Below are 13,751 nucleotides of genomic sequence, written 5' to 3'. Positions count from 1 at the left end.
AAGGCCTCCGACATGGATCGAGCTGAGCGTGCGTTGCGGAAGCGTCAGAAGAAGGAGGAGCGGGCGCGGCGTCGGGCGGCGCGCCAGCCCAGCGTGCTCGTCCAGGAGTTCTGGAACCTCCCCAACATCCTGACGCTGGGCCGCATCTTCCTCATCCCCGTCTTCGTCTGGCTCACCTACGACGCGGATCCGCTCTCCTCTCTGCTCGCGGCGGCGGTGTTCGCGGTGGCCTCCATCACTGACGTGGTGGATGGCTACCTGGCGCGCCGGTGGAACCTCATCACCGTGGTGGGCAAGTTCATGGACCCGCTGGCCGACAAGCTCATCGCCATGGCGGCTCTGGTGATGATGGTGCGGCTGGGGCGCATCGCTGCGTGGATCGTCATCGTGCTGCTGGCGCGCGAGTTCATCGTCAGCGGCCTGCGCACCATCGCGGCGAGCGAGGGCATGGTCATCGCCGCCGGGCAGGAGGGCAAGTGGAAGACCTCCCTCCAGCTCGTGGGCATCATTTCGCTCTGCGTGCACTACGAGCACATCATCGACGTGGGCTTCTACGCAGCGCCCGTGGACTTCAACAAGGTGGGTCAGTTGTTGGTGTACCTGTCGGGGGCGTTCTCGGTGTGGAGTGCCGTCGTGTACTTCCGTGCCTTCCTCTCCATGCTCGCCAGACGGGGGAGCGGGGCGGACGCACAGAAGGCTTGACGCACCTGGGACCGAATTGTATATCCCCCCTCGCTTTCGACGTCGCCGCGAGGCAACGCCGGGGGCAATCAGGAGTCGGAACGCGGGAATAGCTCAGCGGTAGAGCATCGCCTTGCCAAGGCGAGGGTCGAGGGTTCAAATCCCTTTTCCCGCTCCACATACTCCGGCCTGATGCGGGAATAGCTCAGCGGTAGAGCATCGCCTTGCCAAGGCGAGGGTCGAGGGTTCAAATCCCTTTTCCCGCTCCAGAAAAAAGGCTCCCTGGGAAACCAGGGGGCCTTTTTGTTTTGCGCTCCCCTCTGCCTCTCAGCTGGAGAGCGAGCGTGCGAGCAGGCCCTCATGGGCGTGAATCCAGGGGCCCCTGTCCGTCCTCGCCTCGGGGCGAGGCTTTGCTGTATGGATAGTGCCGCATGATTCGCCACTTCCGGGAGATCTACCAGTATCGGGGGCTCCTGCTCAGCTTGGTGCAGCGCGAGCTCAAGGCACGCTACCGGGGCTCGATGCTTGGGTTCCTCTGGACGTTCCTCAACCCGACTCTCTACATGTTGGTGTACGTCCTGGTCTTCGGCGTCTTCATGAAGAACCGGGTAGAGAACTACCCCTACTTCATGTTCGTCGGGCTGCTGCCGTGGATCTGGTTCACCTCCTCGGTGGGAGCGGGGGCCAGCGCCATCAGTGATCGGCGCGACCTGATGACGAAGGTGCGCTTCCCGGCCCAGGTGTTGCCCGCCACGGTGGTGGCCACCAACCTGTGCAACTTCATCCTCTCGCTGCCGCTGATGCTGGTGCTGGGGATGTTCTTCGGGGTGTGGCCCACCTGGCACATGCTCCTCTTCCCCGTGGTGCTGCTCATCCAGCTCTGCTTCACCCTGGCCGTGGTGTACCTCATCTCGGCTCTGAACGTGACGTTCCGGGATCTGCAGTACATCGTGCTGAACCTGTTGACGCTGTGGTTCTTCATCACGCCGGTGCTCTACCGGATGGACACCATCCCCGCGGAGTTCCAGACGATGGTGCAGGTGGCCAACCCCATGGCCATCATCATCACCTCGTACCAGGCTCTCTTCTACGAGCACCGGCTGCCGGAACTGCTGCCACTGGGGCTGCTGTTCGTCGCCTCGCTGGTGCTGCTGTGGGGCTCCACGCAGATTTTCGAAAGCCGTCGCGAAGAGTTCGCGGAGTTCATCTGATGGCCACGCAAGAGACCCAGGACGCCATCGTCATCCAGGACGTGGTGAAGAGCTTCAAGAAGAGGACCATCAAGGGCGAGTACACCACCTTCAAGTCGGAGCTGGTGAGCTGGTTGCGGGGACAGCGCCGCGCCCGGCAGGCGGGGCTGATCGAGTCCCTGCGGGGCATCACCCTGAACGTGCCTCGGGGCAAGACGATGGCCATCCTCGGGCGCAACGGCTCGGGAAAGAGCACCCTGCTCAAGCTCATCACCGGCATCTACACCCCTACCTCCGGCAACATCACCGTCAACGGGCGCATCTCCGCGCTGTTGGATCTCGGTGCCGGCTTCCACCCGGACTTCTCTGGACGGGAGAACATCCTCATCAACGGCATCATCCTCGGCATGTCGCGGGCCGAGGTGCAGGCGAAGATGAACGACATCATCGCCTTCTGCGAGCTGGGGGACTTCATCGACGAGCCGGTGCGCACCTATTCCAGCGGCATGTACATGCGGCTGGCCTTCTCGGTGGCCACGCACGTCGAGCCCGACATCCTCATCGTGGATGAGATCCTCGCCGTGGGCGACGAGCACTTCAGCAAGAAGAGCATGGCGAAGATGATGGAGTTCAAGCGCCAGGGAAAGACGATCGTCCTGGTGACGCACGACCTGGAGACGGTCAAGCGCTGGTGCGACGTGGCGGCGTGGATCGACGGCGGCCGCATCCGCCGGGTGGGCGCGCCCGCCGAGGTGGCCGAGGAGTACCGCAAGGCGGTGGCCATCGCAGAGGCCCAATCCGTCGTCTTCACCCCGCCCGCGCTCTCCGAGGGAGGGTTGCCCCAGGTGCCCGAGGAGAAGGCGGAGGTGCCTCAGGCGGAGAGCGCCCCGGTGGGGCTCTCGGTGTCGCTGCGAGACCCGTCCGGGGAGGAGCTCCGGACGCTGTCTCCGGAGCAGCCGGTGGAAGTGCAGATCGACTACACCGCCCGGGAGGGAGTGGAAGGGGCGGAGTTCGAGGTGGCGCTCGAGAAGGGAGACGGTACGTTCTTGTACCGGACGAGCACCCGGATCGACGCCGTTCACCTCCCGAAGCCGCTGCCGAGCCAGGGGCGCCTGCGCCTGCAGTCGGGGCGGCTGGGGCTGCTCGGCGGGGAGTACGTGCTGGCGGTCCGGGTGAAGGTGGCCGGTGCCACGTCCCAGGCGGCGAGCGCGGCCCGCTGCCGCTTCAAGGTGGTCTCCGAGCGCGAGGATGCGGGCCTCTTCCGTCCGCCACACCAGTGGGTGGTGGAGGCGGTGCCCGCGGTGCGTCCGGAGGAGCAGTCTCTGCGCCTCACGGCGTCCTGAGCGTGAGGCCCGGGTGACTCCCCGCAGGGAGCGCTAACCCGGGCCCGCCAGCAGGTGCCTAGGCCTGGGCGCGCACCCAGGCTTCGGCCTCGAGGATGTTGTCCTCGATGGAGCAGTACGTCCACCGGCCGTAGCGGCCCATGGAGTACAAGCCGAGCGGCGCCATCTCCGTGCGGAACTGCTCGTAGAGCGCGGTGGAGGGGGCGTTGATGTGGACGTAGGCCGGGTTCATCAGCACCGAGTGCCACGCCACGAGCTTGTGCTCCTTGACGACGCCCACCTTGGAGAGCCCTTCGATCACGCGCGGCAGGTACACCTCGGGATCCGGCCGGGCCTCGCGGTCGAAGCCGAGCTCGACGTACAAGCTCATCCGCTCCGTGTCGAAGATGTTGTCGTAGAAGCCCACCCGGTAGAAGGGCAGGTCGCGCTGGGGGTAGTACACCCAGTGCACGTCCCGAGGCCCCTTGCTGTCGAAGCCCAGGTTGAAGACGAGCACCTGGTTCCACGTCAGCGGCGCCACCCGGTCTCCCCAGCCGCACAGCCGCAGCAGGTGGGGGAAGGGCATGGAGCTCACCAGGCGCTTGTAGCGGTACGTCCCCTTCGTCGTCTCCACCACGCGCGCCTGTGGATCGATGCGGGTGATGGACTCACCCAGCCGCACCGACTCCGGCCGCACCTCGCTCGCCAGCGCCTTCACGTAGGAGACGGCCCCACCCGCGGGGTAGGTGAAGCTTCCGTTGTAGCTGGAGTTGTCCGCGCTGCGCATGTTGCGCACCACGTCTTCCAGTGACACGTGCGGGAAGAAGCGGCCCATTGCGTCCACGTCCAGGTGGCTCAGGGGCGTGGCGTAGAGCTTCTCGTTGTAGGGGATGAGGAACTTCTCCGCCATGCCGCGGCCATAGCGCGCGAACAGCATCTCCTCGAAGTGGCGCGGCTCCGGTCCCGCCTTCTGCTGCTGAGCGAAGTAGAGATCGTGCAGACAGTCGATGAAGTCCTGCTGGGGGAGCTGGTGGATGTTCTTCTGGAAGGGGAAGTCCAACCACTTGTCCGCGAAGTGGATGAAGGAGCGCTTGGTGACGGTGCGGATCTCCTCACCGGGCATGCGCTCGCGCAGCCACTGCTCGATGCGGGCGTGACGGAAGTGGAAGAAGTGGCCCGAGTAGTCCCAGGTGAAGCCGTCCCGCTGGATGGTGCGGCAGTAGCCGCCCAGCTCCTGCTCCCGCTCCAGCAGGAGGTAATCCGCCTGCTTGCCCAGAAATGCGGCGACCGAGAGCCCCGTGATACCTCCACCCACAATCAACGTTTCGACTTCTTGCATGATTCACCGCGCCCTCGGTTCATACCGAGGGGCCACCCAAAAGCTGGAAGGAAAGAGGCGCGGCTTATAACAGTCGGGGTCCCAGGCCTACAAGCAGTGCCACCGTCTGGAGACGGGCCTGAGAGGCGCCGCTCACGGACCTGGCAGGCGGGTCTGGGCGTTGCGCGGGCCGCCCTAGCATGATTCAATGAGCGGATGGAAGTCTGGAGAGGCGGGAGCGACTGCACGCCGCGCTAAAGATGAATCAAGATGGCGTAGCAATGCTCCTTCGGCCGCAGTCAGGCCTGCACCTCGTGGTACCAGGCGCTCATCCCATGCTGGGCCGGCGGCATGGATCTCATTCCGAGCCCGAAGGCTTGTTGATACACCCCGCTGGGGATTTCCGCGCGGGCGTGTCCATGCTCGGTCGGGCCTACCCTTAATCTCCAAGTAGCGAGGAGCCACTTTGTATACCCACGCGCCCGTCAACGGGATCTCCAAGGATTGGGAGTTCCCCAGTGACGTCAGGGTGTCCACCTCGGACAACCACATCGTCATCCACAACTCGTCCAGCCAGCGGATGTCGGTGCCGCTCAAGCATCCCCTGCTGTCCAGCACGAGCGCCGAGAAGCAGTCGCTCACCCTTCGCGTCGCGGGGGAGCTGGTCAAGGGGAGCGGGTTCTCGGTGCGCGTGAATGTCGGTGGTCACTTGCACTACCCGGTGCCGCTGAGCTCGACGAGCGTGTTCCAGGTGCCGGCCAGTGCGAGCATCAGCGTGAGCCTGGAGATGAATGGCAATGCCTCGGTGCGGCTCGATGCGCTGGAGGTGTCGCTCTCCGAGGGCGAGGCCGACCTCTTCGAGAATCACATCGAGGAGGATCGCGTCCTGCTGGTCACCCCGACCTATCCCTCCTCGTTCCACCTGTACCTCAGCGGCTTCGTCCACGCGCGGGTGCGCGAGTACCAGCAGCAGGGGCTGCGCCCCATCGTCTTCTGCGGCTTTGGCGAGTACCAGTACCAGTGCATCTACGAGTTCGAGGGTGTGCAGGTGCTGCGCGGCAGCGTGACCGAGCTGCAGCGGGTGTTGAGCAAGTACCGGTTCAAGAAGATCCTGGTGCACTTCTTTGACGAGTTCTACGCCCACGCCCTGGATCGGGCGCTGAAGAACACGTCGACGGAGCTCATCCTCTGGTGCCATGGGCCGGAGACCCTGTTCTGGGATCTCCCCAGCGTGAACGGCCCCTACTTCTGCAAGCCGCGTCCCCCGGATGCGTCGGTCGTGAGCAAGTACCAGCAGCTCGAGCACTACGCTCGCAAGTACAGCGAGAAGCGCAACGTGCGCTGGGTGTTCGTCTCGGATTGGCAGCGCCGCCGCTCGGAGGAACTGCTGGGGCTGAAGTTCCGCGATGCGCACGTGATTCCCAACTTCGTCGACGAGCGCATCTTCAAGTACGTGCCGAAGCCGCCGGAGCGGCGCAAGGACATCTTCCTCCTGCGCCGGTATGACAACGAGAAGAAGTACGCGGTGGAGCTCGCGGTGATGGCGATCGTCGAGCTCTCCAAGCGTCCGTTCTTCAAGGAGCTGCGCTTCCACGTCTACGGAGATGGCGGGGCACACCCCCAGCTCCTGGCGCCCATCGCCGGGTTCGAGAACGTCATCATCCACCGCCGCTTCCTCGATCACACGGGCATCACCAAGGCCCACGCGGAGGCGGGCATCGCGCTGTTCCCGACCCGCTATGACGCCCAGGGCGTCTCCGGCTGCGAGGCGGCCAGCTCGGGGCTCGTGGTGGTCTCCTCCCACAACACGGCCATCCCGGAGTTCCTGACGCCGGAGGTGGGGACGCTCGCCTCGAGCGAGAACCCGCAGGAGCTGGCCCGCATCATCGAGCGGCTGTACGAGGAGCCCGAGCACTTCGAGAACGCGTCGCGGCGGATGTCCGAGCACGTCCGGAACGTCTGCTCGTACGAGAACACCATCAAGAAGGAGATCTCCCTCATCCAGCAGGAGCGGGAGCAGCCGGCGCCCGTCCAGGTCTCCGCCTCGGCCGACAAGCTGCTGACCATCGTCGTGCCCACCTACAACATGGAGCACTTCCTCGAGCGGTGTGTGTCCTCGCTCGTCCAGGGGCAGCCCCGTGAGGACATGGAGGTGCTCATCATCGACGACGGCTCGAAGGACGGCTCGCTCCAGGTGGCGAACCGGCTCGCGCAGGCGAATCCGGGAGTCGTCCGGGTCGTGGCCAAGGAGAACGGCGGGCACGGCTCCGTCATCAACCGAGGCATCGAGGAGGCGCGGGGCAAGTACTTCCGGGTGGTCGACTCCGACGACTGGGTGGACTCCTACAACTTCAACCAGTTCCTGCAGCGCCTGGCCCAGGAGGACGCGGACGTCGTCGTCACGGACTACTCGGAGGACTGGGCCGGGGTCGACACGCTGGTCCGGAAGGAGATCTACGCCAACCTGACGCCGGGGCTCGCCTACACCTTCGATACCCTCGCGGATCCCACCTACGGCTTCGGCCTCTGGGGCCCGGTCCTCGCCACGGCGGCCTTCAAGACGGAATGTCTGCGCAAGGCCGGCGTGCGGCTGGACGAGAAGATCGCCTACGTTGACATGGAGTACGCCGCGCTCGGACTCACCTATGTCGAGACGGTCCGGTACTACGATCTCGACGTCTACCGGTACTACCTCGGCAGGCCCAACCAGACCGTCAGCCACGAGGGGTTCCTGCGGCGCTACAAGCAGCACGAGCAGGTCATCCGGCGGCTGTGCGACTTCATGGAGAGCAGCCCCCAGCTGTCGGAGGGCAAGCGTCGCTACATCCTCAACAAGATCCTCCGGCCGATGATCGACGGCCACTACGGTCTGCTGCTCGAGGGGATCCGGGAGCCCGAGGAACACAAGGCGTTCGATGAGCTGATCCAGGGGTACTCCTGTCTGCGCGGCATCACGTTCAACCGGCGCGTGTCGGTGGACGGGTTCGTTCCGCCGGCGCTCAAGGTGAATGGGGCGTGGCTGCTCGACCGCCTGCGGGGGGAGGCCACCAAGGCGGTGAAGAACGCACTGCCGTTCACCTTCGTCACCCAGATGGAACAGGGCGCGCTCGCGGACCGCTCCCGGGCGGCCAAGTATATCTTCAAGTACTTCGCGCCCTATGGGCTGGTGATGCGCCTGAAGACGGGCGGATTCCCCGGACGCTGAGGAGGCGGGATGGAGCGGCTGCGTGGCCTGGTGTCGTCGTGGTCCTTCGCTCCCCACCAGGGGCCGGAGGCGCTCGCGCTCTTCAAGCGGCTCAAGGAGCTGCCGTGTGACTTCCGGGTCATCCAGGGAGCCCACGGGGAGAGGGATGAGCGCCTGCTGCCCCATGTGACCCGGGCCGCGCTGGACCGGGTCGAGGTGGCGGGCGACTTCGGCGCGGCCGTGCTCCAGGAGTTCCAGAAGGCGCCCGAGAGCTATGACTTCCTCCTCTCGTCGGGCGACTTCCCGTCGCTCGCGGCGGCCTGGCAGCTCAAGAAGGCCCGTCCCCGGTTGCCGTGGATCGTCTGCTTCGGCGAGTCCTTCGCGAGGGATCCCTACCGGAAGTACCTCGGCCAGAAGCCTCCGTCCCCGGAGGAGCTCGAGGCGGAGCGGCTGGCGCTGCGGCATGCCGAGCTCGTCGTCCTCGGCAACGAGCACCTGAAGCACCTGCTGTTCTCGGGGGGCACCGCCACGAGAGCCCACGAGGCGGTGATCATTCCTCCCGGCTATGACACCGCGATGTATGCCGCGGAGCCGGGGGCGCGGAACGAGCGGTTCACGTTCATGCATTTCGGCCCGTTGGATGCCGTCAAGCGCACCGCCGAGCCGCTGCTGCGGGCGGTGGACCGGCTCATCGAGCTGTACCCCCGGTACAAGGGCCGGTTCGAGCTCGTCTTCTTCGGGGAGCCGGTGGCCCCGGGCGATCTCCAGGCCTTCGCGCACCTGCGCAACCGCAACCAGGTGCGCTTCGAGGAGCCCTTGCCCTACCTGGAGGGGCTGCGCCGCATGCGCCAGGCGGACGCGCTCCTGCTCTCCGAGGGCCTGTTCTCGGTTCGGGAGGACGGGCTCGAAGCCAGCCCGTTCCTGCCTGGCCGGCTCATCGACTACATGGGGGCGGAGAAGCCCATGTCCGCCATCACCATGGACTGCGGCCCCACCGCCGAGTTCTTGCGTGCGAGCGGCAACCTGGTGGCCGATGCCCGCGTCGACCGGATCGCCTACGTGCTCAAGCGCTACGTCGATGGGAAGATCTCCCCCGACTATTCGCACTACCACCGCTACCAGGGCGCGCTCCTGGCGCCGCGGATGGAGGAGGCGCTCCGCCGCACGGTGGAGCTGGCCCGCCGGCAACCCTCCGGTGGCTCGTCGTGCCCCTTCGCCGCCTAGCCCCGCCCGACAACAGCGAGAAGTGCCCCATGCCCAAGGTCAGCATCGTCGTCCCCGTCTACAACCTGGAGCTGTACGTCGAGCGGTGCCTGGAGTCGCTGGTGAACCAGACGCTTCAGGACATCGAAATCCTGGTGGTGGACGACGGGAGCACGGATGACAGCCCCCTGCTCATTGGCGAGCTCGCCGAGCGCTACCCGTCCCTCATCCGCGTCTTCACCAAGGTCAACGGGGGGCATGGCTCCGCGTGCAACCATGGGATCGATCGGGCCCGGGGCGAGTACGTGATGATCGTGGACGGAGATGACTTCCTCGATCCGGACACCACCCGCTTCATGTACGAGAAGGCGTGCTCGGTGCGGGCCGACCTGCTCATCGGCAACCTGCGCTACATCCACAGCGGGTCCACGAGCACGCACCAGCCGCTCTCCTTCCAAGGCGAGAAGCTGCTGGACGAGGCGGACTGGCCGCTGCTGTTCCAGAACTGGGCCACGCCCTGTGGGCGCCTCTACAAGCGGAAGCTCTTCGAGGATCCCCGGCTGCGCTTCCTCCCGGGCATCATCTTCGCGGACGTCAACTTCGCCCCCAAGACGTACCTGGCGGCCGAGCGCATCCACTACGTCAACGAGGAGCTCTACAACTACGACGTCACCCGGCCCACGCAATCCATCCGGCAGACGGACAAGCGCGTCCTCAACGTGGTGCCCGCGCTCCGCGACATGCTCGACTTCTACAAGGCGAAGGGCCAGTTCGAGGCCTGCCGCCCCGAGCTGCTGGGCTACGTGGTGCGGCACTGCTTCGCGTGGATCGGCAAGGTCGAGACGCTGCACGGCTACCCGCGCCAGCAGGCACTGGCGGAGCTCTTCTCGGTGCTGGACGAGCACTTTGGCGACGAGTGGACGACCTCCGAGGCGCTCCGCCAGGTCGCGGGCAGACGCCGCAGCCATCTCATCCGGGCCGCGCGCCGGCTGGCCTACGCCCCGATCGTCTGGAGCTGGGAGCTGCGCAATGCGAACCAGGCCCTCGACGCCCGGGTGGAGCACCTGCTCAACGAGCCGTTGCGGCACTACCGGAGCCTGCGCACCCAGGTGGAGCGGCAGGTGATTGATCGGCTCTCCATCTAGCCGATGGAGGAGTGGGGGCTCCGGCGCGCGAGCTGGGCGGCCACGTATCGGGCGGCCTGGTGCGCCTCCGGACGCGCCTCGAAGGCCGCCGTCTCCTCGAGGTACTTCGGGTAACGGCGCACGAGGCGGCGCAGGTTGAGGACGTCGAGCACGCGCCTCTGGCCGCCGAAGGAGACCTCTCCCTCGTGATAGACGAAGACGCGGTTGGCCCGGGCCACGAGATACCCGGCGCCGCGCGCGCGCTGGCACCAGTCATTCTCCTCGTGGTAGCCGCGCCCGTAGCGGGGATCCAACAGCCCGAGCCGCTGGCGCGCCTCTGCGCGCATCCACAGGCAGAACCCAACGGCCGTGGGCATCAGCGTGTAGAGGGGCAGCCCCGAGAGATCCAGCTCGAGGGGCTCGAAGAGCGAGGTGGGGGAGGAGCGCTGCAACACCGGGACGGAGCAGAGGAAGCCGTTGTTCGACAGCGGCGTGATGGCGGCGATCCGCGGATGGGCCTCGGCCACCTCCCTCAGGCCGGAGAGCCACCCGGGGGTGACGCGGGTGTCGGAGTTGAGCAGCACCGCATCGCCAGCGCCGAGCGACAGTCCCCGGTTGCTGCTGGAGATGAAGCCCCGGTTGTGCTCGTTCTCCAGCACGATGATTCGGGGATCGGCGAGCCGGAAGGCGCGGAGCATCGGCAGCATCTCCGGCTCCGGACCACAGTCGTGGACCAGCACGAGGCGGCCCAGCTCGGGGCCGGAGTGCTCGAGGACGGACTCGATGCAGCGCCGGGTGAGGCCGACGTGGGCGTAGACGGGGATGACGACGTCGGTGCGCGTGCGCCGGGGCTCACTCATCGGAGCTCTTTCGCATCAAGGCGCGGGCCATCTGCTGGACGCGGGGCGAATGGCTCTTCACCCAGGAGTTGACCGCGTCCGCGACCCGGTAGCGGAGCGGCACGGGCCAGACGGTGCCGGCCTCGAGCGGGTAGTGGGGGATGCTCTCCTCCTGGGCCCACTTCTCGGCGAGGTGGCGGCGGTTGAGCTCCTCGTTCGCGCGCGCGAGCTGGAGTAGGGCCTCGTCCCGCTCCCGCAGGGCTGCTTCCAACCGGGCCTGGGTTTCCGCGCACTGGGCGCACTGGGGAGGCGTCATGGCCGAGCCTCTACCATGAGCGCGCACATCGCGCAGCAAGGGGAGGCTTGACTGGACTCCAGGCGGGAGGCTACGGGGAGGGTGAAAAACCTCCCGCCGGGCGCCACAATCCCCCCGCGCATTTCCCCTCCGGTTTCCCTCGGGAGCGGGGCGGCGGTTCTCCCACGGCAAGGCATCATGGGCTCTACACCAAAGAAACTCCTCTTCATCTGCGGCACCCGGCCCGAGGGCATCAAGGTGGCGCCCGTCATCCAGGCCTTCGCGCGCCACCCGGAGCGCTACGCGGTGAAGCTGTGCGTGACGGGTCAGCACCGGCAGATGTTGCAGCAGACGCTCGACTTCTTCGAGCTCCGGCCGGACTACGACCTGGAGCTGATGAAGCCCGGCCAGACGCTCTTCGAGGTGACGGCCGGGGCGCTCACCGGACTGGCGCCCATCCTCACGAAGGATCGCCCGGACATGGTGTTCGTCCAGGGCGACACCACCACCGCCTTCGCCGGGGCCTTGGCCTCCTTCTACGAGAAGATTCCCGTCGCCCACATCGAGGCCGGGTTGCGCACCCACGAGAGGTACTCGCCCTTTCCCGAAGAGGTGAACCGCGCGCTCATCTCGAAGGTGGCGCAGCTGCACTTCGCCCCGACGCGGGCGGCGGCTGAGAACCTCGCGCGCGAGGGCATCCACGAGAACGTCTTCCAGGTGGGCAACACGGTCATCGACGCGCTGCTGATGAGCCTGGAGCGGGTGCGCGGCAAGCACGCGAGCTCCTTCGCGGCGGAGTTCCCCTTCGTGCGCCCCGGGCGGCGGATGATCCTCGTTACCGGCCACCGGCGGGAGAGCTTCGGCAAGCCCTTCGAGGCCATCTGCCGCGCGTTGCGCTCGCTGGTGGAGCGCTACCCGGACGTGGAGCTCGTCTACCCGGTGCACCTCAACCCCAACGTGCGTGGGCCGGTGGGAGAGATCCTGCGCGGCGTGGAGCGCGTCCACCTGCTGGAGCCCGTGGAGTACCCGAAGCTGGTGTGGCTGATGAGCCAGAGCCACCTGGTGCTGACGGACTCGGGCGGCATCCAGGAGGAGGCGCCGTCGCTGGGCAAGCCAGTGCTCGTCATGCGCGAGGTGACCGAGCGTCCCGAGGGCATCGATGCCGGGTGTGCCCGGCTCGTGGGCACGACGGAGGCCGGCATCGTCGAGGGCGTCTCCCAGCTCCTCACGGATGAGGACGTCTACCGCCGCATGGCTCAGGCGAAGAACCCCTACGGGGACGGGACGAGCTCGAGCGCCATTGTCCGGCACGTGGACGCGGCACTCGGATGATCCTCGTCGTTGGTCAGTACCCGGACTCCACGAACAGCCGGGACGGGATGGTGCAGCGAATCGCTGCAGTGGACCGGCTGCTCGAGTCGCACGAGCGCACCTACGTCACGTTGGTGCACGAGCCGTTTCGCGACACCCGGGCGGTGTTGAAGCGCGTGGCTCCGCGCGTGCGGAGCGTGCAGCTCAACTGGTTCGACGCCGGAGACGTGGAGCTGCTGAACGGGCTGATGAAGGAGGCGCGCTGCCTCGTCGTCCACTCCCTGCACTGGGCGCAGCACGTCCTCCCGCTCTACCGCACCCGGCCGGTCATCACGGATCTGCACGGCGTGGTGCCCGAGGAGCACGCCTTCATCGGCGCCCATGAAGAGGCCGCGCACTTCTCGAGCGTGGAACGGGCCGTCATGCGCCACGGCTTCCGGCACATCGCGGTCAGTGACGCGATGGCGGACCACTTCCGCACCCGGTACGCGGAGCTGACGCCGTCGCTCTTCACGCTGCCGGTGCTCGCGCCCCCCTCGGGGCGGCCGGCGCTCGACGAGAGGACGGGCCCCTCCCTGCGCATCCTCTATTCGGGCGGGACGCACGCCTGGCAGAACATCGACTTGATGTTGGATGCCATCTCCCGGAGCCGACTCGCCCTTCCGGTGGAGCTGCTGACGCCGGACGTCGCGGGGATGCAGGAGCGCGTGGCGCGCAAGCGGCTGGAGACGCGGGTGTCCATCCGCTCGCTGCCTCCCGAGCGCATGCCCGAGGCGTACGCCCAGGCGCATCTCGGCTTCGTGCTGCGCGACGACAACCTCGTCAACCGGGCGGCCTGTCCTACCAAGCTCCAGGAGTACCTGGCCCACGGTGTGGTGCCCATCGTCCTGAGTCCCCACATCGGGGACTTCGCGACCATGGGTTACCGTTACGTGACACTCGAGGCCTTCCTCGAGGGCCGGCTGCCCACCTGGGCCGAGTGGCGCGAGCTGGCCGAGCACAACCTCCAGGTGTTGGAGACGCTGCGGCGGCAGGCCGACACGGGTGTTGAGCGGTTCGCCGAGGCGGTGGAGCTCGCCCTGCGCACCGAGGCTCGCTCGGGTGTCTCGGTGGAGGAGGAGTTGGCGTTCGCCGCCCTGTTCGCTCGACGGATGAGCCCGAGCCGGGAGCGCACCCGGCACGTCCCACTGCCCCTGCTGCGGCGGCTCCTGCCCTGAGAGGGGGGCGGGCTGCGGTCCGTGCGCTGTCCTTGACGGCCTGAGGCCCCCTCCGGTACGCACCCGT

The 13,751-nt window shown here is 66.9% G+C and carries 11 protein-coding genes and 2 tRNA genes; 10 read left to right on the top strand and 3 right to left on the bottom strand.

Translation table 11 applies throughout. From position 1 onward, the window contains the following. The first annotated feature begins 12 nt into the window (after positions 1-12). From pgsA to OV287_RS34675, 5 genes are all read left to right on the top strand, one after another. Positions 13-702, top strand: coding sequence for a CDP-diacylglycerol--glycerol-3-phosphate 3-phosphatidyltransferase (gene pgsA / locus OV287_RS34695; protein ID WP_267538329.1), 690 nt, complete (start codon positions 13-15; stop codon positions 700-702). Between the two features lie 82 nt (positions 703-784). Beyond that, positions 785-859, top strand: a tRNA-Gly gene (locus OV287_RS34690). A gap of 16 nt (positions 860-875) precedes the next feature. Next, a tRNA-Gly gene (locus tag OV287_RS34685) sits at positions 876-950 on the top strand. Between the two features lie 162 nt (positions 951-1,112). Then, positions 1,113-1,892, top strand: coding sequence for an ABC transporter permease (locus tag OV287_RS34680; RefSeq protein ID WP_267538328.1), 780 nt, complete (start codon positions 1,113-1,115; stop codon positions 1,890-1,892). Further along, positions 1,892-3,214 (top strand): ABC transporter ATP-binding protein, encoded by a 1,323-nt coding sequence (locus OV287_RS34675; protein ID WP_267538327.1) that lies wholly within the window; start codon positions 1,892-1,894, stop codon positions 3,212-3,214. Before OV287_RS34680 ends, OV287_RS34675 begins: the two co-directional genes overlap by 1 nt. Before the next feature lie 58 nt (positions 3,215-3,272). On the opposite strand, the gene OV287_RS34670 is transcribed toward OV287_RS34675, so the two are convergent. Beyond that, the gene (locus OV287_RS34670; protein ID WP_267538326.1) at positions 3,273-4,532 is read right to left on the bottom strand and encodes a protoporphyrinogen/coproporphyrinogen oxidase; all 1,260 of its coding nucleotides are present in this window, start codon (positions 4,530-4,532) and stop codon (positions 3,273-3,275) included. 445 nt (positions 4,533-4,977) lie between these two features. Here OV287_RS34670 and OV287_RS34665 point away from each other — a divergent pair, with 445 nt between their 5' ends. Genes OV287_RS34665 through OV287_RS34655 form a run of 3 tightly spaced genes read left to right on the top strand, consistent with a single transcriptional unit; the run spans position 4,978 to position 10,043 of the window. Continuing rightward, positions 4,978-7,716, top strand: a complete 2,739-nt coding sequence (locus OV287_RS34665) for a glycosyltransferase (RefSeq protein WP_267538325.1) — start codon at positions 4,978-4,980, stop codon at positions 7,714-7,716. A 9-nt stretch (positions 7,717-7,725) separates the two neighbouring features. Then, the gene (locus OV287_RS34660; protein WP_267538324.1) at positions 7,726-8,919 is read left to right on the top strand and encodes a glycosyltransferase family protein; all 1,194 of its coding nucleotides are present in this window, start codon (positions 7,726-7,728) and stop codon (positions 8,917-8,919) included. 29 nt (positions 8,920-8,948) lie between these two features. After that, positions 8,949-10,043, top strand: a complete 1,095-nt coding sequence (locus OV287_RS34655) for a glycosyltransferase family 2 protein (protein ID WP_267538323.1) — start codon at positions 8,949-8,951, stop codon at positions 10,041-10,043. Here the strand turns inward: OV287_RS34655 and OV287_RS34650 are convergent. Together OV287_RS34650 and OV287_RS34645 are read right to left on the bottom strand one after the other, a co-directional pair. After that, positions 10,040-10,882 carry a glycosyltransferase family 2 protein gene (locus OV287_RS34650; protein WP_267538322.1) on the bottom strand — a complete coding sequence of 281 codons (843 nt, stop codon included), beginning with the start codon at positions 10,880-10,882 and terminating at the stop codon, positions 10,040-10,042. The two genes, OV287_RS34655 and OV287_RS34650, sit on opposite strands and share 4 nt — an antisense overlap. After that, positions 10,875-11,177 (bottom strand): hypothetical protein, encoded by a 303-nt coding sequence (locus OV287_RS34645; protein ID WP_267538321.1) that lies wholly within the window; start codon positions 11,175-11,177, stop codon positions 10,875-10,877. Before OV287_RS34645 ends, OV287_RS34650 begins: the two co-directional genes overlap by 8 nt. 177 nt (positions 11,178-11,354) lie before the next feature. Between OV287_RS34645 and wecB the strand changes: the two genes are divergently transcribed. Beyond that, the gene (gene wecB, locus OV287_RS34640) at positions 11,355-12,488 is read left to right on the top strand and encodes a non-hydrolyzing UDP-N-acetylglucosamine 2-epimerase (RefSeq protein WP_267538320.1); all 1,134 of its coding nucleotides are present in this window, start codon (positions 11,355-11,357) and stop codon (positions 12,486-12,488) included. Then, positions 12,485-13,684 carry a glycosyltransferase family protein gene (locus tag OV287_RS34635; RefSeq protein WP_267538319.1) on the top strand — a complete coding sequence of 400 codons (1,200 nt, stop codon included), beginning with the start codon at positions 12,485-12,487 and terminating at the stop codon, positions 13,682-13,684. Before wecB ends, OV287_RS34635 begins: the two co-directional genes overlap by 4 nt. Positions 13,685-13,751: the final 67 nt, after the last annotated feature.

The organism is Archangium lansingense (genome assembly GCF_026626635.1).
GTDB lineage: Bacteria > Myxococcota > Myxococcia > Myxococcales > Myxococcaceae > Archangium > Archangium lansingense.
The sequence above is the reverse complement of the archived record's forward strand: the minus strand, read 5'-3'. Positions and strand labels throughout refer to the sequence as shown.

Excerpts from the sequence above, each read along its gene's own strand:
- OV287_RS34645 (WP_267538321.1), bottom strand. The coding sequence starts at position 11,177 with ATGACGCCTCCCCAGTGCGCCCAGTGCGCGGAAACCCAGGCCCGGTTG.
- OV287_RS34655 (WP_267538323.1), top strand. The coding sequence starts at position 8,949 with ATGCCCAAGGTCAGCATCGTCGTCCCCGTCTACAACCTGGAGCTGTAC.
- pgsA (WP_267538329.1), top strand. The coding sequence starts at position 13 with ATGGATCGAGCTGAGCGTGCGTTGCGGAAGCGTCAGAAGAAGGAGGAG.
- OV287_RS34635 (WP_267538319.1), top strand. The coding sequence starts at position 12,485 with ATGATCCTCGTCGTTGGTCAGTACCCGGACTCCACGAACAGCCGGGAC.
- OV287_RS34660 (WP_267538324.1), top strand. The coding sequence starts at position 7,726 with ATGGAGCGGCTGCGTGGCCTGGTGTCGTCGTGGTCCTTCGCTCCCCAC.
- OV287_RS34675 (WP_267538327.1), top strand. The coding sequence starts at position 1,892 with ATGGCCACGCAAGAGACCCAGGACGCCATCGTCATCCAGGACGTGGTG.
- OV287_RS34650 (WP_267538322.1), bottom strand. The coding sequence starts at position 10,882 with ATGAGTGAGCCCCGGCGCACGCGCACCGACGTCGTCATCCCCGTCTAC.
- OV287_RS34670 (WP_267538326.1), bottom strand. The coding sequence starts at position 4,532 with ATGCAAGAAGTCGAAACGTTGATTGTGGGTGGAGGTATCACGGGGCTC.
- OV287_RS34680 (WP_267538328.1), top strand. The coding sequence starts at position 1,113 with ATGATTCGCCACTTCCGGGAGATCTACCAGTATCGGGGGCTCCTGCTC.
- wecB (WP_267538320.1), top strand. The coding sequence starts at position 11,355 with ATGGGCTCTACACCAAAGAAACTCCTCTTCATCTGCGGCACCCGGCCC.